General features: G+C 65.8%; 19 protein-coding genes. 10 read left to right on the top strand and 9 right to left on the bottom strand.

What is annotated here, in order from left to right; genetic code table 11:
• Positions 1-18: 18 nt before the first annotated feature.
• Positions 19-588 carry a YqiA/YcfP family alpha/beta fold hydrolase gene (locus ABIC51_RS31450; protein WP_021161885.1) on the bottom strand — a complete coding sequence of 190 codons (570 nt, stop codon included), beginning with the start codon at positions 586-588 and terminating at the stop codon, positions 19-21.
• Positions 585-2,174 carry a UDP-N-acetylmuramate:L-alanyl-gamma-D-glutamyl-meso-diaminopimelate ligase gene (gene mpl / locus ABIC51_RS31455; RefSeq protein ID WP_224052407.1) on the bottom strand — a complete coding sequence of 530 codons (1,590 nt, stop codon included), beginning with the start codon at positions 2,172-2,174 and terminating at the stop codon, positions 585-587. Before mpl ends, ABIC51_RS31450 begins: the two co-directional genes overlap by 4 nt.
• Before the next feature lie 42 nt (positions 2,175-2,216).
• On the opposite strand from mpl, the gene ABIC51_RS31460 reads away from it, so the two are divergent.
• From ABIC51_RS31460 to ABIC51_RS31505, 10 genes are all read left to right on the top strand, one after another.
• Positions 2,217-2,861 carry a hypothetical protein gene (locus ABIC51_RS31460; protein WP_027788425.1) on the top strand — a complete coding sequence of 215 codons (645 nt, stop codon included), beginning with the start codon at positions 2,217-2,219 and terminating at the stop codon, positions 2,859-2,861.
• A 7-nt stretch (positions 2,862-2,868) separates the two neighbouring features.
• On the top strand, positions 2,869-3,420 hold the full coding sequence (locus ABIC51_RS31465; RefSeq protein ID WP_021161888.1) for a TlpA family protein disulfide reductase: 552 nt from the start codon (positions 2,869-2,871) through the stop codon (positions 3,418-3,420).
• A gap of 194 nt (positions 3,421-3,614) precedes the next feature.
• Entirely contained in the window at positions 3,615-4,067 is a 453-nt protein-coding gene (aroQ, locus tag ABIC51_RS31470; protein ID WP_011350880.1) for a type II 3-dehydroquinate dehydratase, read from the top strand.
• 66 nt (positions 4,068-4,133) lie between these two features.
• The gene (gene accB / locus ABIC51_RS31475) at positions 4,134-4,607 is read left to right on the top strand and encodes an acetyl-CoA carboxylase biotin carboxyl carrier protein (protein ID WP_021161889.1); all 474 of its coding nucleotides are present in this window, start codon (positions 4,134-4,136) and stop codon (positions 4,605-4,607) included.
• A gap of 84 nt (positions 4,608-4,691) precedes the next feature.
• Positions 4,692-6,059 (top strand): acetyl-CoA carboxylase biotin carboxylase subunit, encoded by a 1,368-nt coding sequence (gene accC / locus ABIC51_RS31480; protein ID WP_021161890.1) that lies wholly within the window; start codon positions 4,692-4,694, stop codon positions 6,057-6,059.
• 2 nt (positions 6,060-6,061) lie between these two features.
• Complete coding sequence (gene prmA, locus ABIC51_RS31485; protein WP_175856075.1) at positions 6,062-6,964, top strand: 50S ribosomal protein L11 methyltransferase; 903 nt, start codon at positions 6,062-6,064, stop codon at positions 6,962-6,964.
• Between the two features lie 45 nt (positions 6,965-7,009).
• The gene (locus tag ABIC51_RS31490) at positions 7,010-8,359 is read left to right on the top strand and encodes a zinc-ribbon and DUF3426 domain-containing protein (protein ID WP_146253338.1); all 1,350 of its coding nucleotides are present in this window, start codon (positions 7,010-7,012) and stop codon (positions 8,357-8,359) included.
• 73 nt (positions 8,360-8,432) lie between these two features.
• Positions 8,433-8,936: a thiol peroxidase gene (tpx, locus tag ABIC51_RS31495; protein ID WP_146253337.1), complete on the top strand. Its 504-nt coding sequence runs from the start codon at positions 8,433-8,435 to the stop codon at positions 8,934-8,936.
• 85 nt (positions 8,937-9,021) lie between these two features.
• Positions 9,022-9,960, top strand: a complete 939-nt coding sequence (locus tag ABIC51_RS31500; protein WP_060205200.1) for a carbohydrate kinase family protein — start codon at positions 9,022-9,024, stop codon at positions 9,958-9,960.
• A gap of 19 nt (positions 9,961-9,979) precedes the next feature.
• Complete coding sequence (locus ABIC51_RS31505) at positions 9,980-10,453, top strand: outer membrane lipoprotein (RefSeq protein ID WP_021161893.1); 474 nt, start codon at positions 9,980-9,982, stop codon at positions 10,451-10,453.
• 242 nt (positions 10,454-10,695) lie between these two features.
• On the opposite strand, the gene ABIC51_RS31510 is transcribed toward ABIC51_RS31505, so the two are convergent.
• The 7 genes from ABIC51_RS31510 to ABIC51_RS31540 all read right to left on the bottom strand — a co-directional run bounded on the left by ABIC51_RS31510 (position 10,696) and on the right by ABIC51_RS31540 (position 18,639).
• Entirely contained in the window at positions 10,696-11,364 is a 669-nt protein-coding gene (locus ABIC51_RS31510) for a histone H1-like DNA-binding protein (RefSeq protein ID WP_021161894.1), read from the bottom strand.
• A 28-nt stretch (positions 11,365-11,392) separates the two neighbouring features.
• Positions 11,393-11,719, bottom strand: a complete 327-nt coding sequence (locus ABIC51_RS31515) for a hypothetical protein (RefSeq protein ID WP_080982133.1) — start codon at positions 11,717-11,719, stop codon at positions 11,393-11,395.
• Between the two features lie 83 nt (positions 11,720-11,802).
• Positions 11,803-13,014 (bottom strand): ribonucleotide-diphosphate reductase subunit beta, encoded by a 1,212-nt coding sequence (locus ABIC51_RS31520; RefSeq protein WP_014898151.1) that lies wholly within the window; start codon positions 13,012-13,014, stop codon positions 11,803-11,805.
• Positions 13,015-13,379: 365 nt separating this feature from the next.
• Positions 13,380-16,373 (bottom strand): ribonucleoside-diphosphate reductase subunit alpha, encoded by a 2,994-nt coding sequence (locus ABIC51_RS31525; protein WP_027788430.1) that lies wholly within the window; start codon positions 16,371-16,373, stop codon positions 13,380-13,382.
• 451 nt (positions 16,374-16,824) lie between these two features.
• A complete protein-coding gene (gene ampD, locus ABIC51_RS31530) occupies positions 16,825-17,415 on the bottom strand; it encodes a 1,6-anhydro-N-acetylmuramyl-L-alanine amidase AmpD (protein WP_175897933.1) in 591 nt (196 codons plus the stop codon).
• Positions 17,412-17,732 (bottom strand): PP0621 family protein, encoded by a 321-nt coding sequence (locus tag ABIC51_RS31535; protein WP_175897934.1) that lies wholly within the window; start codon positions 17,730-17,732, stop codon positions 17,412-17,414. Before ABIC51_RS31535 ends, ampD begins: the two co-directional genes overlap by 4 nt.
• Positions 17,733-17,745: 13 nt before the next feature.
• Positions 17,746-18,639 (bottom strand): cytochrome C assembly family protein, encoded by an 894-nt coding sequence (locus tag ABIC51_RS31540; protein WP_027788432.1) that lies wholly within the window; start codon positions 18,637-18,639, stop codon positions 17,746-17,748.
• Between the last annotated feature and the right edge of the window lie 23 nt (positions 18,640-18,662).

Raw genomic sequence — 18,662 nt, forward strand, 5'->3', positions numbered from 1 at the left:
GATCGGCACGTGGCCGGATTAAGACGTCTTTCCGTCGCAAAACGCGAGAACGTCGTCGACATAGTCGGCAAATTCGCTGATCCCGTGATCGCTGCCTTCGATCACGCGCGTCTTCGCGCCCGGGTAATGCGCGAGCATCTCGCGGTAATCGAGCACTTCGTCACCGGTCGCCGCGAACAGATAGTAGCGTTCGGCACGCGTGATTGCCGGCACGCGCAGCGCGTCGAGTTCATGCAGGTGATGGCGCTCGACGACGATCGTGCCGCCGCCGTGCCACAGCGGCTGTTCGCCCAGGTGCTGCTCGAGATCGCGCTGCGGCACGATGGCCGGATTCAGCAGCACGGCCTTCCAGCCGTGTTTTTCGGCCAGCCAGGTCGCGTAATAGCCGCCGAGCGAGCTGCCGATGACGGTCACGTCGCGCGCGCCGGCCACCTCGGCTTCCGCGACCGCGATCGCTTCGAGCGGCGACACCGACAGCGACGGGCACCGCCACTCGCCGCTGCGGCCGAGCTCGGCCATGCGCGCGGCGAGCTGGCGCGACTTCTGCGATTCCGGCGACGACCGGAAGCCGTGCAGATACAGGATCACGAGCGGCTCCCGAGCGCATCGAGCAGCTTCTGATGGACGCCGCCGAAGCCGCCGTTGCTCATCACGAGCACGTGGTCGCCCGGGCGGGCGGCTGCGACGACGGACTTCACCAGCAGGTGCAGGTCGTCGAACGCGTGCGCGCGATCGCCGAGCGGCGCCAGCGCCTCGGCCAGATTCCAGCCGAGCGCGTCGCGCCCGGCCGGCGCGCCGTAACCGAACACGAGATCGGCGTCGGCCAGGCTCGCCGGCAATTGCGACTTCATCACGCCGAGCTTCATCGTGTTCGAGCGCGGCTCGAGCACGGCGAGAATGCGGGAATTCTGGCGGCCGATGCGTGCACGAAGGCCGGCGATCGTGGTTTCGATCGCGGTCGGATGGTGCGCGAAGTCGTCGTAGACGGTCACGCCGTCCACGCTGCCGCGCACTTCCATGCGGCGCTTCACGTTGCGGAACGACGCGAGGGACGCGGCGGCCTGCGCGGGCGGCACGCCGACGTGGCGCGCGGCCGCGATCGCCGCGAGCGCGTTCATCCGGTTGTGATCGCCCTGCACCTGCCATGCGACTTCGCCGACGCGTTCCGCGTGCGAATACACCGCGAAACGCTCGTCGACCGGCACGCCGTCCTCGGCCGGCAGCGCCTGCCAGCCGCCGTCGACGCCGAACCGCTCGACCTCGCTCCAGCAGCCGCGCGCCAGCACGCGCTCGAGCGCGTCGGAACGGCCGTTCGTGACGATTCTGCCGACGCCGGGCACGGTACGCACGAGATGGTGGAATTGCGTCTCGATCGCGGCGAGATCGGGGAAGATGTCGGCGTGATCGAATTCAAGGTTGTTCAGCACCGCGGTGCGCGGCCGGTAGTGGACGAACTTCGAGCGCTTGTCGAAGAATGCCGTATCGTATTCGTCGGCCTCGATCACGAAGAAGCTCGAATCGGTGAGCCGCGCCGACACGCCGAAGTTCAGCGGCACACCGCCGATCAGGAAGCCCGGGTTCAGACCGGAGTCTTCCAGCAGCCACGCGAGCATCGACGACGTGGTCGTCTTGCCGTGCGTGCCTGCGACCGCGAGCACCCACTTGCCGGCCAGCACGTGCTCGCCGAGCCATTGCGGGCCGGATACATAAGGCAGGCCGCGATCGAGGATCGCCTCCATCAGCGGATTGCCGCGCGTGACGACGTTGCCGATCACGAACAGATCCGGTTTCAGGTCGATCTGCTCGGCGCCGTAGCCCTCGATCAGCGTGATGCCCTGCGCCTCGAGCTGCGTGCTCATCGGCGGATAGACGCCCGCGTCGCAACCCGTCACCGTGTGGCCCGCCTCGCGCGCGAGTACGGCGAGACCGCCCATGAAGGTGCCGCAGATGCCAAGAATGTGGATGTGCATAGATGAATGCTTTCGCGCCGCCGGGCGCCGTCGATTCGGAAAGGATGTGTGTGCGGCGCGCCGGACGGGCCGCGCGGCCGGCGCCCGGCCAACGGCTTTTGCCGCGACACAAAGAGCACTATTGTAACTGACGGCCTGCCGTGCCCGGCGGCCCGAACGATGCGCGCGAGCGGCGCCGGCACGCCGGGCGGCAGGCCGCCGCACCCGCGCTCGGGCGCCGCGGCGATCGAGTATGATTGCCGGATCATGTCTCGCAAACCTCTTGTCGACCCGCGGCGCCTCCGCGAGGAAATTGCCCAGTCCGCCGCCCGCCTGATCGCGGAGGACGGCCTCGACTATGCCGGCGCAAAACGCAAGGCCGCGCGCCAGTTGCTGGGCGACTCGCGCGTTGCAGGCGAATGGCTGCCGGATAACGACCAGATCGAGGAAGAACTGCGCGAGTACCTCGCGCTGTTCCAGAGCGACACGCAGCCGGACGAACTGCGCCGCCTGCGCGAAGTCGCGCTCGACTGGATGCGCCGGCTCGCCGAGTTCCATCCTTATGTGACGGGTGCCGTGCTGAACGGCACCGCGAACGCGCATTCGGATATCCATTTGCAGGCATTCACCGACAACCCGAAGGACGTCGCGATCTACCTGCTGAACCAGAACGTCCAGTACGACGTGTCCGAGACGCGGCATTTCGCGGGCCGCGCCGACGTCGAGACGCTCAGTTTCCTGTGGCGCCCGCGGCGCGACGTGGATGCGATCGGCATCCATCTCGCGCTCTATGCGAGCGACGACCTGCGCGGCGCGGTCAAGGCCGACGCGCGCGGCCGGGTCGCCCGTGCGGATGCCGCCGCGCTGCGCGCGCTCGTCGAAGCAGGCAAGGCCCCTTCCGAACCGGAATGATTCAACGATGATGATGAAACGCATGTTGGCGCTCGCGGTCGTCGCGGCCGCCGCCGTTGCCGGCGGGCTCGCCGCCGGCCATTGGTTCCGCGGCACCGCCGATGACGGGGTCGCCGTCGCCGCGCCCGCCGCACAGGGCAGCCCGGTCGAACAGTTGTGGGCGGCCTCCCTGACGGGTGTCGACGGCAAGCCGGCCACGCTGTCCGCCTTCAAGGGCCAGAAGGTCGTCGTCAATTTCTGGGCGTCATGGTGTGGCCCGTGCGTCGAGGAGATGCCGGAGCTCGTCGCGCTGTCGCACCAATACAAACAGAAGGGCATCCGTTTCATCGGGATCGGCGTCGATTCCGAACAGAACGTGAAGAACTTTCTGCAGAAGGTGAAGGTCGACTATCCCGTCTTCGTCAGCGGCTATGCGGGCGCCGATCTGGCCCGCAATTTCGGGAATACCGCCGGCGCGTTGCCGTTTACGGTCGTCATCGACCAAACCGGCAAGATTCGCGAGACAAAATTGGGACAAATCCAGCCGGCCGAGCTGAAAAAGACGCTCGACGCGCTGTAACCTGTCCGAACGGCAGCCCGGACGTTGTCGGCGATTTGCCCGTTGATCGCCGCAATTTCGCGTGAATTCGCCGATACTTTGCATGCGCGCCGGTAATTCTTGCAGGTCCCGCGCGCTCGGCCGTTCGGCAAAACTAGACAAATTTCTCTAAATAGCGCTAAAGTTCGCGCAATTCCGCAGAAATAGAAGCGACCATGACACGATTGCTGGTGCTGCACGGCCCCAACCTGAACCTTCTCGGCACCCGGGAACCGGAGGTGTACGGCCGCGTCACGCTCGCACAGATCGATCAGGCGCTTGCCGCGCGCGCCCGGGAAGCCGGCGCCGAACTGTCGTCGTTCCAGAGCAACCATGAAGGCGCGCTGGTCGACCGCATCCAGGCCGCGCGGGAGGAACAGACCGATTTCATCCTGATCAATCCGGCCGCGTATACGCACACGAGCGTCGCGATCCGGGACGCGATCGCCGGCGTTGGCATCCCGTTCGTCGAGGTTCACCTGTCGAACGTGCATCGCCGCGAAGCGTTCAGGCACCACTCCTACTTTTCCGACCAGGCCGAAGGCGTGATCTGCGGGCTCGGCTGGAAAGGTTATCTGTACGCGCTCGAGTACGCGCTGGACAAGCTGCAAGGCACGTCGCGCGGCTGAATTCGCGATCTAGATTCAGCGCCGGCCCTTAACCGGCGCTTTCACGTATTGAAAGGGGAATTCCCGATGGATCTTCGTAAGCTGAAAACTCTGATCGACCTCGTTTCCGAATCCGGCATCTCCGAGCTGGAAGTGACGGAAGGCGAAGGCAAGGTGCGCATCGTCAAGAACGCGCCGCCGGTCTACGTGCAGCCGACGGCTGGGTATGCCCCGCAAGTCAGCGCGCCCGCTCCGTCGGTCGCGCTGCCGACCGAAGGCGCTGCCGCGCCGGCCGCTGGCGGCGCTGCCGCACCGGCTGCCCCGCAGGGCCACGTCGTGACGTCGCCGATGGTCGGCACGTTCTATCGCGCGCCGTCGCCGGGCGCGGACCCGTTCGTCCAGGTGGGCGACACGGTCAAGGAAGGCCAGACGATCTGCATCATCGAAGCGATGAAGCTGCTCAACGAGATCGAGTCGGACAAGGCCGGCGTGATCAAGGAAATCCTCGTCGAGAACGGCCAGGCCGTCGAATACGGCCAGCCGCTTTTCGTGATCGGCTAAGTCCGCCGCGCGGCCTGCGGGCCGCGCACCGCCGATGCTCGCCAGGCGCCGTTCGCGCGCCCCTCGAAGAGACGAATACTCGCTATGTTTGAAAAAATCCTCATTGCCAACCGCGGTGAAATCGCGCTGCGCATCCAGCGTGCGTGCCGCGAGCTCGGCGTCAAGACGGTGGTCGTCTACTCGGAAGCCGACAAGGAAGCCAAGTACGTGCGCCTCGCGGACGAAGCCGTCTGTATCGGCCCGGCCCCGTCGAACCTGAGCTACCTGAACATGCCGGCGCTGATCAGCGCCGCGGAAGTCACCGACGCCGAAGCGATCCACCCCGGCTACGGCTTCCTGTCGGAGAACGCCGATTTCGCGGAACGCGTCGAGCAGTCGGGCTTCACGTTCATCGGCCCGCGCCCGGAAACGATCCGCATGATGGGTGACAAGGTCACCGCGAAGCAGACGATGATCAAGACCGGCGTGCCGTGCGTGCCGGGCTCGGAAGGCGCGTTGCCGGACGATCCGAAGGAGATCGTCAAGATTGCGCGCGCGATCGGCTATCCGGTCATCATCAAGGCGGCGGGCGGCGGTGGCGGGCGCGGGATGCGCGTCGTGCACACCGAGGCCGCGCTCGTCAACGCGGTCAACATGACCCGCGAGGAAGCCGGCCGTGCGTTCGGCAACCCGCAGGTGTACATGGAGAAGTTCCTCGAGAACCCGCGCCACATCGAAATCCAGGTGCTGTCCGACGCGTACAAGAACGCGATCTGGCTCGGCGAACGCGATTGCTCGATGCAGCGCCGCCACCAGAAGGTGATCGAGGAAGCGCCGGCGCCCGGCATTCCGCGCCGCCTGATCGACCGCATCGGCGACCGCTGCGCGGACGCCTGCAAGAAGATGGGCTATCTCGGCGCGGGCACGTTCGAATTCCTGTACGAAAACGGCGAGTTCTACTTCATCGAGATGAACACGCGCGTGCAGGTCGAGCATCCGGTTTCGGAGCTGATCACGGGCGTCGACATCGTGCAGGAACAGATCCGCATCGCGGCCGGCGAGAAGCTCACGCTGCGCCAGCGCGACATCCAGTTCCGCGGACATGCGATCGAATGCCGGATCAACGCCGAAGATCCGTTCAAGTTCACGCCGTCGCCGGGCCGGATCACGTCGTGGCATACGCCGGGCGGCCCCGGCGTGCGCGTCGATTCGCACGCCTACAATGGCTATTTCGTGCCGCCGAACTATGATTCGATGATCGGCAAGCTGATCACCTACGGCGCGACGCGCGAGCAGGCGATCAGCCGGATGCGCATCGCGCTGTCCGAAATGGTCGTCGAAGGCATCCAGACCAACATCCCGCTGCACCGCGAGCTGATGATCGATTCGAAGTTCGTCGAAGGCGGCACCAGCATCCACTACCTCGAAAACCGGCTCGCCCAGAAGCAGCAGGTCGCACCGGAAGAAGCGTAAGCATGAGCTATCGCGAACTCGTCGTCGAACTGGCCCGTGAGCACGCGGAGGCACTGTCCGACGCGCTGCTCGAACTCGGCGCGTTGTCGGTGTCCGTGGAAGACGCCGACGCCGACACGCCCGACGAACAGCCGCTCTTCGGCGAGCCGGGCCTCGTGCCCGACCGCACCGCGTGGCAGCACTCGCGCGTGGTCGCGCTGCTCGCGGCCGAGCATGAGCCGGCCGTGCTGCTCGCCGCGGCTGCCAACGAGATCGGCATCGCTGAAACGCCGACGTTCGTCGTCCGCGAAGTCGAGGAACAGGACTGGGTGCGACTCACGCAATCGCAGTTCGAGCCGATCCCGATCGGCGAGCGGATCTGGGTCGTGCCGTCGTGGCACGATGCGCCCGATCCCGATGCGCTCGTCCTCGAACTCGATCCGGGCCTCGCGTTCGGCACCGGCAGCCATCCGACCACCCGCCTGTGCATGGAATGGCTCGAGCAGTCGGTGAAACCCGGCCAATCGGTGCTCGACTACGGTTGCGGCTCTGGCATTCTCGCGATCCTCGCGAAGAAATGCGGGGCGAACCCCGTCATCGGCATCGACATCGATCCGCAAGCCGTCGAATCGGCACGGCAGAACAGCGAACGCAACCGTGCGGAAGTCACGTACGGGCTGCCCGATGCGTGCCCGGACGGCGAATTCGACATCGTCGTCGCGAACATCCTGTCGAATCCGCTGAAGCTGATGGCGTCGATGCTCGCATCGAAGGTCAAGCCGGGCGGGCGCATCGCGCTGTCGGGCGTGCTCGCGCGCCAGGCGAACGAAGTCGCGGCCGTCTACGCGCGCTACGTCGACATCTCGGTCTGGCGTGAACACGAAGGTTGGGTATGCCTCGCCGGAACCCGGCGCGAAAGCCATTAGAATAGCGCTGTCCTTCACTCTGGCCAGCAGGCCGCCCGGCTCGACATGCTTCTTGCGACGCGCTGCCCTCATTGCGAAACCGTCTTCCGGCTGCAGCAGGAACAGCTCTCGCTGCATCAAGGGCTCGTGCGCTGCGGGCATTGCCACGAAGTCTTCAACGCATCCGAGTCGCTCGTTCCCGAGCACGCGCAGCAGCCCGAGCCGGCCCTGACCGAACCGGCTGCCGCGCCGGACGAAGGCAACGCGCGCCATCCGGCCCCGCCGGCCCGGCTGTTCACTACCGATGCGCCGGCCGGGGCATCTTCCGACACCGATTACAAGCCGGAAGGCTGGGACATGTGGGCGCCGTGGCTCGACGCCGGCGTCGACCCGTCGCTGCAACACAACGTGCAGACCGTGCGCACCGAGCCGCTGATTCCGCTCGCCCTTCCGTCCACCGACTCCGGCGTCGTTCACTTGTCGGGTGCGCCCGCGCCGCTCGCCCCCTCCCCGGCCGAGCTGGGCACTTTCGCTGCCGTCGCGCAACCAGCCGAATCGCTGCAGACGCAAACGCCGCGGGATACCGAACCATCGGCCGCGCCCGTCGAGCGCGACCCGCGTGAGCCACGCTTCGTCGCACACCGTCCGTCGGACGCAGATACCGCTCACGATGCCGCCGAACCCGTCGGCACCGCGCACTTCGCCGTGCCGGACGACGAACGCGCACCGCGCGAACCGCGTTTTGCATTCGCACCGGCACCGGCCTTCGCCGCGGCCGGATCCGAACCCGACACCGGTACCGGCGCAAAGGCACCGCACGAAGAGAAACCAGCCGCGGCCGCCAGCGCGCCGGCCGCACCGTTCCCCGCTGCGCTGACCGACGACGATCGTCCTCACTTCGCCGTCACGCGCGAGACGCGCGCCCCGCAGCGGCGCGGAATGCTCGGCGGCTTTTTCGGCGGCCTCGTCGCCGCCGTGCTGGCCGTGCTGCTCGTCGCGCAACTCGCGTGGTGGCAACGCGAAACGCTGATGATCCACTGGCCGGTCACGCAGGGCTGGTTCCGGCAGGCCTGCGCGCCGCTCGGCTGCACAGTCGCGCCGCCGCGCGCGATCGACGGCCTGCGGCTCGACGCGACCGACCTGCGCCAGCTCGACGGCCCGCGCGAGCTCGAGCTGAAGGTACCGCTGACGAACCGCTACCGCGTCGCGCTCGCCTACCCGTCGCTCGAACTGACGCTGCTGGACGACACCAACCACGTGACCGTGCGCCGCGTACTCGCACCGCGCGACTACGTGCGCCCGGGCACGCCGATCGACGCCGGGTTGCCGCCCGGCACGACGCAGACGATGGTCGTCCGCCTCGAAACGAACGGCACGCCCGCCTCGAATTTCCGCGTCCAGATCTTCTATCCGTGACGCACCGCGGCGCGCGCATGCGCGCCCGTCTCAACCCGCGCGCCCGAGCGGCGCGCTCATTCGGAGCACGAACATGAGCAAAGTTACGCTGGGTGGCAACCCGATCGATCTCGCCGGCACGTTCCCGGCCGTCGGCGCGCAAGGCGCCGATTTCAAGCTGGTCGGCAAGGATCTCGCCGACCTGTCGCTCGCCAGCTTCGCCGGCAAGCGCAAGGTGCTGAACATCGTACCGAGCCTCGACACGCCGACCTGCGCGACGTCGACCCGCAAGTTCAACGAAGCCGCATCGTCGCTCGACAACACGGTTGTCGTCGTCGTGTCGGCCGACCTGCCGTTCGCCGCGACGCGCTTCTGCACGACCGAAGGCCTCGAGAACGTCGTGACGGCTTCGACGTTCCGCACCGGCCGCGCATTCGCGAACGCGTACGGCGTCGACGTGACGAGCGGCCCGCTGAACGGCCTGACCGCCCGTGCGGTCGTCGTGCTCGACGCGGAGGACAAGGTGATCCACTCGGAACTCGTCAGCGAAATCAAGGACGAGCCGAACTACGATGCAGCGCTCGCCGCACTGAAGTAAGCTTTCTTTCGCTTTCCCCTGCCGCGCCGCGCCTTTCGCGCGGCGTTGTCGCGCAGGGTCCCTCATTTCTACAGGAACGCACACCTTGGCTACGTTGATTTGCGGCTCGATCGCCTACGACTCCATCATGACCTTCGAAGGGCGGTTCCGCGAGCACATCCTGCCCGACCAGGTGCACCTCATCAACCTGAGCTTCCTGGTGCCGACGATGCGCCGCGAATTCGGCGGCTGCGCGGGCAACATCGCGTACGCGCTGCACCTGCTCGGCGGCGATGCACGCATGATGGGAACGGTGGGCGCGCTCGACGCGCAGCCGTATCTCGACCGGCTCGACCAGCTCGGCCTGCGCCGCGACCACGTTCGCGTGCTGCCCGATACCTATACGGCGCAGGCGATGATCACGACCGATCTCGACAACAACCAGATCGCGGCGTTCCACCCGGGCGCGATGATGCAGTCGCACCTGAACCACGCGGGCGACGCGCCGGACATCACGCTCGCGATCGTCGGCCCTGACGGCTTCGACGGGATGGTGCAGCACGTGGAAGAGCTCGCCAAGGCCGGTGTGCCGTTCGTGTTCGATCCGGGCCAGGGCCTGCCGCTGTTCGACGGTGCGACGCTGCGCCGCAGCATTGAACTTGCGACCTATGTAGCGGTCAACGACTACGAGGCCAAGCTGGTGAGCGACAAGACGGGATGGTCCGAAGATGAAATCGCCAGCCGGGTCGACGCCCTCGTCATTACGCGTGGCGAGCACGGCGCGACCATCCGCCACAAGCAGGGTGCGGAGCAGATTCCGGTCGTACCGGCCGAGCACGTCGCCGATCCGACCGGCTGCGGCGACGCCTTCCGGGGCGGCCTGCTGTACGGCATCGAGCATGGCCTCGACTGGGCAACCACGGGCCGCCTCGCGAGCCTGATGGGCTCGATCAAGATCGCCCACCAGGGGCCCCAGACTTACGTACTGACGCGCGCCGAGATCGACGCGCGCTTCGAGACTGCCTTCGGTTACAGTCTCAAATGAATATTGTGGGAGAGCAAAGATGTTGACGAAAAAGACCCTCACGCTCGCGGCCATGCTGACGGCCTCGCTGACGCTCACCGGTTGCTTCACCGCGCCGGGCTCGGCGGATGTCTATAGCGTCGGCCAGGCGCAGCGCGAACAGACGGTTCGCATGGGCACGGTCGAAAGCGTCCGTGCAGTGCGCATCCAGTCCGACGGCGGCGGCAGTGCGATCGGCACGCTCGGCGGCGGCGCACTCGGTGCGGTGGCAGGCAGCGCGATCGGCGGCGGCAAGGGATCGATCCTGACCGCGATCGCGGGCGGTCTCGTCGGTGCGGTCGCGGGCAACGCGGTCGGCGAAAACCTCAGCACGGCGAACGGTGTCGAAATCACCGTGCGCCTCGACAACGGCGATCTGCGCTCGATCACGCAGGCAGCAAGCGGCGAAGCGTTCCGCGCCGGCGAACGGGTGCGACTGCTGTCGAGCGGCGGCGTCACGCGCGTCACGCACTAACAGGTACCTCAGCTCGCGGCGCAAGCCGCGGTCGAACGCATGTGCGAAGCTGCACATGCGTTTTTTTTCGTCCGTACTCGCCGCGGCCCGCATACGGGCAGCCGGCATACAGGCTCCCAGGCACATCGACAACACGGACGAAAAAAATCCCGCCACCTGAGCCAGATGGCGGGACTGATTGAGTAGCGCTACTCAACCCACGGACACCATGTGAGTGTCCGGGTGGTACGGGTCAGCCTCGATTACGGACGGCTGCCGGTCGGGAACGGCCATGCCGCTGCCGGGTTGAGCGCGGTCTTCACGCCCGATGCCGGCGCAACCGATGCGGTCGACGCGGTCGTTGCCGGCGCAGCCTTCTTCACGACGGCCTTCTTCGGAGCTGCAGCCTTCTTGGCCGGTGCAGCAGCCTTCTTCGCCGGAGCAGCGGCCTTCTTCGCAGGAGCAGCGGCAGCCTTCTTCGCAGCAGGCGCAGCCTTCTTCGCGGCAGCCTTCTTCGCAGGCGCGGCCTTCTTGGCAGCAGCCTTCTTAGCAGGCGCGGCCTTCTTCGCAGCAGCCTTCTTCGCCGGTGCGGCCTTCTTCGCAGCAGCCTTCTTCGCCGGTGCGGCCTTCTTCGCAGCAACCTTCTTCACTGCGACTTTCTTGGCTGCAACCTTCTTCGCTGCGGCCTTCTTCGCCGGTGCTGCCTTCTTCGCAGCAACCTTCTTCACCGCGACCTTCTTGGCTGCAACCTTCTTCGCTGCGGCCTTCTTCGCCGGTGCTGCCTTCTTCGCGGCAACCTTCTTCACCGCGACCTTCTTCGCAGCAACCTTCTTCACTGCAGCAGCCTTCTTCGCCGGAGCAGCAGCCTTCTTCGCAACGGTCTTCTTGGCAGCAACTTTCTTAGCAGCCGGTTTCTTCTTGGCGGTAGCCATGTTGTTCTCCTTCAGGTTCAGATGAGAGTCAGTTCAAACTACACCCTTCGTCAAAACCCGCTTCCCGCGGACGCTGTTCAGGACGTGCGCTTCGAAGCGGGCTATTCATCGGCGTACGCGGATACCACGCGCTTACGCTAATGAATACGGTATGGCGCGCGTGACCACCCGGCCTCGCGCGCCAAATCAAGTCGGTAGCCGGCGCACCTCGCGCCGCTACCCCTAATCGCTTGATCAAGCGGACCGCCACACGGCCGTCCGCTTTTTCCGGAGGGAAGTTTGCCCATCCCACTGAAGGGTTCGCAAAGTGCCTGTCGTGTCGTTGGGCCGTTAAGGCACCGGGCATGCTTTGCATCAGGCGTTCTTGCTCCTAAACCTTGGGCCGGGGCCGAGAGGCCACCGGCTGCTCACATCATGTGACGGGTTCGCTGCTGCGGGTTATTCCCAGGACAGCGCACCGCCCGTCTGATACTCGATCACACGCGTCTCGAAGAAGTTGCGTTCCTTCTTCAGGTCGATCATCTCGCTCATCCACGGGAACGGGTTTTCCTCGTTCGGGTACAGCGGATCGAGGCCGATCTGCTGGCAACGGCGGTTGCTGATGAAGCGCAGGTAGCTCTTGAACATCGACGCGTTCAAACCCAGCACGCCGCGCGGCATCGTGTCTTCGGCGTAGCGGTATTCGAGTTCGACAGCCTGTTTGAACAGCTCGCGGATCTCGGCGCGGAATTCCGCGGTCCAGAGATGCGGGTTCTCGAGCTTGATCTGGTTGATCAGGTCGATGCCGAAATTGCAGTGCATCGACTCGTCGCGCAGGATGTACTGATATTGCTCTGCAGCACCCGTCATCTTGTTCTGGCGGCCGAGCGCGAGGATCTGCGTGAACCCGACATAGAAGAACAGGCCTTCCATGATGCAGGCGAACACGATCAGCGACTTCAGCAGCTTCTGGTCCGCTTCGAGCGTACCGGTCTTGAAGGCCGGATCCGTCAGCGTGTGGATGAACGGGATCAGGAATTCGTCCTTCGCGCGGATCGACGTGACCTCGTGGTACGCGTTGAAGATCTCGCCTTCGTCGAGACCGAGCGATTCGACAATATATTGGTACGCGTGCGTGTGGATCGCTTCCTCGAACGCCTGGCGCAGCAGGAACTGCCGGCACTCGGGCGCCGTGATGTGGCGGTACGTGCCGAGCACGATGTTGTTCGCCGCGAGCGAATCGGCCGTCACGAAGAAACCGAGGTTGCGCTTCACGATGCGGCGCTCGTCCTCGGTCAGACCGTTCGGGTCCTTCCACAGTGCGATGTCGCGGGACATGTTGATTTCCTGCGGCATCCAGTGGTTCGCGCAACCGGCCAGATACTTTTCCCACGCCCACTTGTACTTGAACGGCACCAGCTGATTCACGTCAGTCTGGCCGTTGATGATGCGCTTGTCGGCGACATTGACCCGCGCTTCCGAACCGCCGGCGGGAACAGCCGATGCTTGCGGCGGCACCGCAAGATCGCCTTCGAAAATGTCACGGACCTGATGGGCGGCAGGCGTTGCAGCCTGCATTCCGACAGCCATCCCGGCGGAGGTGCGCATTGCGTTTTGCTGCGCTCCGCTCGCGGGGGTTACGGCAGTCTTCTCGTCATCCCAGTTGAGCATAAATTCTCACCATCAATTTAGAACGGTTTGTACCATCTTTTCCTGAGCGATAAAAGGGTTCGCTCACGAAAAATCCTTTTTTCGATTCGCGTTGCGACCTCGATACAACACTTTGAGCAACGCATCGTCATTCATGCAGCGCGCGATGTGAGTCGCGCGTGTATCGCGAGGTGCGCTCGACGCATCGAACGCTGATCGAAACACGACGTCGTCGGGGATGTTTCGATCGCTTGTCACTGCCTGCAACGCAGGTGCCGCGTTACAGATTCCTTATCATTTTTTTAGTTGAGAGCGGCGCACACTTCAACCTCGATCGGTCGTCGTGTGCGCCGCCCTTGCCTGCTTCTCAGGTCAGGCGCACTGCGTTACTGGCACGCTTCGCATTCGTCGAAGCCAGGATCGCCCGGACGCATCGTGCACACCGGACCATCCGCCTCGACCGGCGCGAGTGCCGGCGCTGCGTTGACCGCGCCCGACGACGCATCGCCGCCCGCCGCACCAAAGCCGCCCGCTGCGCCTTGCGCGCCGCCGCTGCTCGAGCCGCCGCTCGTCGGCACTGCGTTCAGTGCGCCGTGCGCGACCGTCGATTTCTCGACGTGCGTCGCCGCCATCGTGCGGAGGTAGTAGGTCGTCTTCAGGCCGCGCAACCATGCGAGCTTGTAGACCTCGTCGAGCTTCTTGCCCGACGCGCCGCCCATGTAGATGTTCAGCGACTGCGCCTGGTCGATCCACTTCTGGCGACGCGATGCCGCTTCGACCAGCCACGTCGGGTCGACTTCGAACGCGGTCGCGTAGATCGCGCGCAGGTCGGCCGGGATGCGGTCGATGCGCGACAGCATGCCGTCGAAGTACTTCAGGTCGGCGACCATCACTTCGTCCCACAGGCCGCGTTCCTTCAGGTCGCGGACGAGGTACTCGTTGACCACCGTGAATTCGCCCGACAGGTTCGACTTCACGTACAGGTTCTGGAAGGTCGGCTCGATACAGGCCGACACGCCGATGATGTTCGAGATCGTCGCCGTCGGCGCGATCGCGACGCAGTTCGAGTTGCGCATGCCGTGTGCGGCGATCCGCGAACGCAGCGACGTCCAGTCGAGCGACTCCGACGTGTCGACCTCGACGTAGCCGCCGCGCGCTTCCGTCAGCAGCTTCAGCGTGTCCTGCGGGAGGATGCCGCGATCCCACAGCGAGCCGCGGTAGCTCGAGTAGCGGCCGCGCTCTTCGGCCAGCTCGGTCGACGCGTAGTACGCGTAGTAGCAGACCGCTTCCATCGAACGATCGGCGAACTCGACCGCCGCTTCCGACGCGTACGGCGTGCGCAGCAGGTGCAGGCAGTCCTGGAAGCCCATGATGCCCATGCCGACCGGACGGTGCTTCAGGTTCGAGTTACGCGCCTTCGGCACCGCGTAGTAGTTGATGTCGATGACGTTGTCGAGCATGCGCATCGCGACGCTGATCGTGCGCTTCAGCTTCTCGTGGTCGAGCGCATAGCTGCCGTCGGCCTGCTTCACCAGGTGGGCGACGAGGTTCACCGAGCCGAGGTTGCACACCGCGATTTCGGTGTCGCTCGTGTTCAGCGTGATTTCCGTGCACAGGTTCGACGAGTGGACGACGCCGACGTGCTGCTGCGGCGAGCGCACGTTGCACGGATCCTTGAACGTGATCCACGGGTGGCCCGTCTCGAACAGCATGCCGAGCATCTTGCGCCAGAGTTGCTGCGCCGGGATCTTCTTGAACAGCTTGATCTCGCCGCGCGCGACCTTCTCTTCGTAAGCCGTGTAAGCCTTCTCGAAATCGGCGCCGAACTTGTCGTGCAGGTCCGGGCAGGTCGACGGCGAGAACAGCGTCCAGTCGGCGCCTTCCATCACGCGCTTCATGAACAGGTCGGGAATCCAGTTCGCCGTGTTCATGTCGTGCGTACGGCGGCGGTCGTCGCCGGTGTTCTTGCGCAGCTCGAGGAATTCCTCGATGTCGAGGTGCCACGATTCGAGGTACGCGCAGACCGCGCCCTTGCGCTTGCCGCCCTGGTTCACCGCGACGGCCGTGTCGTTCACGACCTTCAGGAACGGGACCACGCCTTGCGACTTGCCGTTCGTGCCCTTGATATGCGAGCCGAGTGCACGCACGCGCGTCCAGTCGTTGCCGAGGCCGCCGGCGAACTTCGACAGCAGTGCGTTTTCCTTCAGCGCTTCATAGATGCCGTCGAGATCGTCCGCGACCGTTGTCAGGTAGCACGACGACAGCTGCGAGCGGTGCGTACCCGAGTTGAACAGCGTCGGCGTCGAGCTCATGAAGTCGAAGCTCGACAGCACGTTGTAGAACTCGATCGCGCGCGTCTCGCGGTCGATCTCGTTCAGCGACAGGCCCATCGCGACGCGCATGAAGAATGCCTGCGGCATTTCGATGCGGGTGCCGTCGACGTGCAGGAAGTAGCGGTCGTACAGCGTCTGCAGGCCGAGGTAGCCGAACTGCAGGTCACGGTTCGCGTCGAGCGCTTCGCCGAGGCGCTTCAGGTCGAACTGCAGCAGCTTGTCGTCGAGCAGGCCGGCGTCGACGCCGCGCTTCAGGAACTGCGGGAAGTATTCCGCGTAACGGGCCGGCATCTCGGCCTGGACGACTTCCTCACCGAGGATCTCGCGACGGATCGTGTGCAGCAGGATGCGGGCCGTGACCTGGCTGTATGCCGGGTCCTTCTCGATCATCGTGCGCGCTGCGAGGATCGCCGAGTCGTAGACCTGGCTCATCGGCACGCCGTCGTACAGGTTCTTCACCGTTTCGGCGACGATCGGGTCAGGGTTAACCGCAGCGCCGAGGCCGTCGCATGCCGACACGATCAGCGCGCGCAGCGCGTTCAGGTCAAGCGGACGCGTGACGCCGTTGTCGACGACGTTGATGCCGGTGCTCGACTCGCCGCCCGCTGCCGCCGCTTCCTCGCCCGCATGCTGGCGCTCGAGGTGACGCTTCTCGCGATACAGCACGTACGCACGCGCGACGTTGTGCTCGCCGCCGCGCATCAGCGCGAGTTCGACCTGGTCCTGGATGTCTTCGATATGGAACGTACCGCCGTTCGGGCGGCTGCGTACGAGCGCGCGCACGACGTTGTGCGTCAGCTGTTCGACCTGCTCGCGCACGCGCGCCGATGCCGCGCCCTGCCCGCCGTTGACGGCCAGGAAAGCCTTGGTCACCGCGATCGCGATCTTCGAAGGTTCGAACGATACGACGCTGCCGTTGCGGCGGATCACCTTGTAGTCGGCGAACGTGGCCTGCGGCGCGAGCGCCTTCGCGCCCTGTTCGGTCCCGCCGAGCGGACGGCTCGAGGCGCTCTCGTACTGGGACGTCGCGTTGTCGGTGGTTTGCATGTGCAAAGCTCCTGGTGTTGGATGGTGCGGAGAGAACCGCGGATTAAAACGAACGCTGCGCAACGCGGTGCGCGAGCGGTAAGAGGCGAGCGATGCGCCGGGGAAGCCGGTTCGGTCGATGCGCGACAACCGAGCCGGTCGTGTGCTTCGTCATGTATACCCTGCCCCGTCGAAGTTCGCTGCGCTGATCGCGACGCCCGGACCGCCCGGCCTGACGCGCCGCCCTGAGAACCCTGTCCGCCGGCGTTGGCCGCCGGCCGGTGCCGCTCGGGTTTCCCCTGCGACACACACTATATCTAGTGCAGAACTGCTCAACTGGCACCAAGTATAGTGGACATTCGGAGGACGTCCAAACGGATAATTTACGATGGAGGTCTTGACATCGCTCACGCGCAGACACGACAAGGCATTGGTCGGAGAAAAAACTTTCTCCGGTCAAAAAACCCCGCGATCAGTGCTGACGGAAAGGAAAGTATTCGGCGGAAAACCCGGCATCGCTCGCGAAGCGTTGCCAATCGAAATGCGGGCCCGGGTCGGTCTTGCGGCCCGGCGCGACGTCCGAGTGCCCCGCGAATGCGTCGACCGGGTAGCGTGTGGCGAGCGCGCGGGAGAGTGCGGCGAGCGTCGCGTACTGCGCGTCGTCGAACGGCACGTCGTCCGCGCCCTCGAGCTCGATGCCAATCGAGAAGTCGTTGCAGCGCGGCCGGCCGAAGAATTCGGACGAGCCCGCGTGCCACGCGCGCTCGTCGCACGACACGAACTGCACGAGTTCGCCGCTGCGGCGGATCAGGAAGTGCGCGGACACGCGCACGCCGCGCAGGTGGCTCTGGTAATAGGGGTGCGCATCGCAGTCGAGGCGATTCAGGAACAGCGCCTCGATCGCGTCGCCGCCGAACTCGCCGGGCGGCAAGCTGATGTTGTGGACGACGACGAGCGTCGGCACCGCGCCCGCGGGCCGCACCTCGTAATTCGGCGACGGCGCGTGGCGCGCATCGCGCACCCAGCCGTGTGCGTCGACCGACAGTCGTGCTGCGTCGTTCATCGGGCGTCGTGGCCGCTCGCGCGTGCGCCGTGGCGCTGCGCGTGCTCGGTGCTGCAGAAGTATTCGCCGCCCGCGACGACGGCATCGCCCTTCGGCGCATGCACGCCGCATTCGGCGCAGCGCACCATCGGCTCGGGCAGCGAGCGAGCGGCGTCGCCGTTCGGCCGCGCAGCTCCGGGGCCACCGGTGCCGGGCGCGCCGTCGTAACCGGCGCCGCGGCCGGTGCGCGCCTGCGTGTGCTCCTGCGCCTGGCGCAGCTTGCGCGCGAGCCACGAACCCGCGAAGAAGAGAAGGATCAGGAGAAGAATCTGTCGCATCGGAAACCTGCGTTCAAACCACGGAACGGTGCAGCAGCACCTCGAAAACGAACCGGCTGCCGACATACGCGAGCAGCAGCGCGGCGAACGACACGAGCACCCAGCGCGCGGCACCGCGGCCACGCCAGCCCGACGTCTTGCGGGCGACCAGCAGGCCGCCGAACATCAGCCACGACAGGATCGCGAATACAGTCTTGTGGTCGAGCCGCAGCGCGCGCGCGTCGACCTGCTCGCTGAACAGGATGCCCGACGCGAGCGTCAGCGTGAGCAGCACGAAGCCGGCGCCGATCAGGCGGAACAGCAGCTTCTCGAGCGTGAGCAGCGGCGGCAGCGTCTCGAGCCAGCTCGCGATCCAGCCCGTCGAGCCGTCGCGTCCGCCGCTCCTCAGCGACTGCAGGCGCCGCTCGACCATCAGCATCAGGATCGCGTGCAGCGCGGCGATCGCGAACAGCCCGTACGCGATGTTCGCGATCAGGAAGTGCAGCTTGAACAGCGGCGCTGCGGCATAAGGAAGCACCCGCACGCCGCCGAACACGAGCGGCAGCAGCGACGCACCGCACGCGAGCGGCAGCACGAGCAGCCGCAGGCTGTCGAGCGGGAAGAAGAAGCTCTCGATCCAGTAGATGCCGGCGCCGAGCCAGAACATCGCGGACAGCGCAAACGCGAAGCCGAACACCATCGCGTCGTGCGGGAAGATGGTCGTATGGAGCAGCACGCCGTGCGCGACGAGCGCGGCGAACAGCAGCGCGCGGCCGGCCCCGCTCATCCCGGACGCGGCGGACGCGGGAACCGGCACGGCCGGCACGCTCGCGACGAGCGGCGTCGCGCCCTGGCGGTGCGTGCGCCAGCCTGCGACGGCAAGGCCGCCGTACAGGAATGCGGTGAGGGCATACAGTACAATATCCATGTTCGAAGTTTACACTAGGCCCC

Origin of the sequence: Burkholderia sp. 572 (assembly GCF_040545135.1) — a bacterium.
Classification (GTDB): Bacteria; Pseudomonadota; Gammaproteobacteria; order Burkholderiales; family Burkholderiaceae; genus Burkholderia; species Burkholderia cepacia.

What these genes read in the sequence shown, in the direction of transcription:
- ABIC51_RS31520 (WP_014898151.1), bottom strand. Translation starts at nt 13,014, where the DNA reads ATGCTCAACTGGGATGACGAGAAGACTGCCGTAACCCCCGCGAGCGGA.
- prmA (WP_175856075.1), top strand. Translation starts at nt 6,062, where the DNA reads ATGAGCTATCGCGAACTCGTCGTCGAACTGGCCCGTGAGCACGCGGAG.
- ABIC51_RS31465 (WP_021161888.1), top strand. Translation starts at nt 2,869, where the DNA reads ATGATGATGAAACGCATGTTGGCGCTCGCGGTCGTCGCGGCCGCCGCC.
- ABIC51_RS31540 (WP_027788432.1), bottom strand. Translation starts at nt 18,639, where the DNA reads ATGGATATTGTACTGTATGCCCTCACCGCATTCCTGTACGGCGGCCTT.
- ABIC51_RS31490 (WP_146253338.1), top strand. Translation starts at nt 7,010, where the DNA reads ATGCTTCTTGCGACGCGCTGCCCTCATTGCGAAACCGTCTTCCGGCTG.
- accC (WP_021161890.1), top strand. Translation starts at nt 4,692, where the DNA reads ATGTTTGAAAAAATCCTCATTGCCAACCGCGGTGAAATCGCGCTGCGC.
- ABIC51_RS31505 (WP_021161893.1), top strand. Translation starts at nt 9,980, where the DNA reads ATGTTGACGAAAAAGACCCTCACGCTCGCGGCCATGCTGACGGCCTCG.
- ABIC51_RS31460 (WP_027788425.1), top strand. Translation starts at nt 2,217, where the DNA reads ATGTCTCGCAAACCTCTTGTCGACCCGCGGCGCCTCCGCGAGGAAATT.
- accB (WP_021161889.1), top strand. Translation starts at nt 4,134, where the DNA reads ATGGATCTTCGTAAGCTGAAAACTCTGATCGACCTCGTTTCCGAATCC.
- ampD (WP_175897933.1), bottom strand. Translation starts at nt 17,415, where the DNA reads ATGAACGACGCAGCACGACTGTCGGTCGACGCACACGGCTGGGTGCGC.
- ABIC51_RS31535 (WP_175897934.1), bottom strand. Translation starts at nt 17,732, where the DNA reads ATGCGACAGATTCTTCTCCTGATCCTTCTCTTCTTCGCGGGTTCGTGG.
- ABIC51_RS31510 (WP_021161894.1), bottom strand. Translation starts at nt 11,364, where the DNA reads ATGGCTACCGCCAAGAAGAAACCGGCTGCTAAGAAAGTTGCTGCCAAG.
- aroQ (WP_011350880.1), top strand. Translation starts at nt 3,615, where the DNA reads ATGACACGATTGCTGGTGCTGCACGGCCCCAACCTGAACCTTCTCGGC.
- ABIC51_RS31515 (WP_080982133.1), bottom strand. Translation starts at nt 11,719, where the DNA reads ATGCAAAGCATGCCCGGTGCCTTAACGGCCCAACGACACGACAGGCAC.
- tpx (WP_146253337.1), top strand. Translation starts at nt 8,433, where the DNA reads ATGAGCAAAGTTACGCTGGGTGGCAACCCGATCGATCTCGCCGGCACG.
- ABIC51_RS31525 (WP_027788430.1), bottom strand. Translation starts at nt 16,373, where the DNA reads ATGCAAACCACCGACAACGCGACGTCCCAGTACGAGAGCGCCTCGAGC.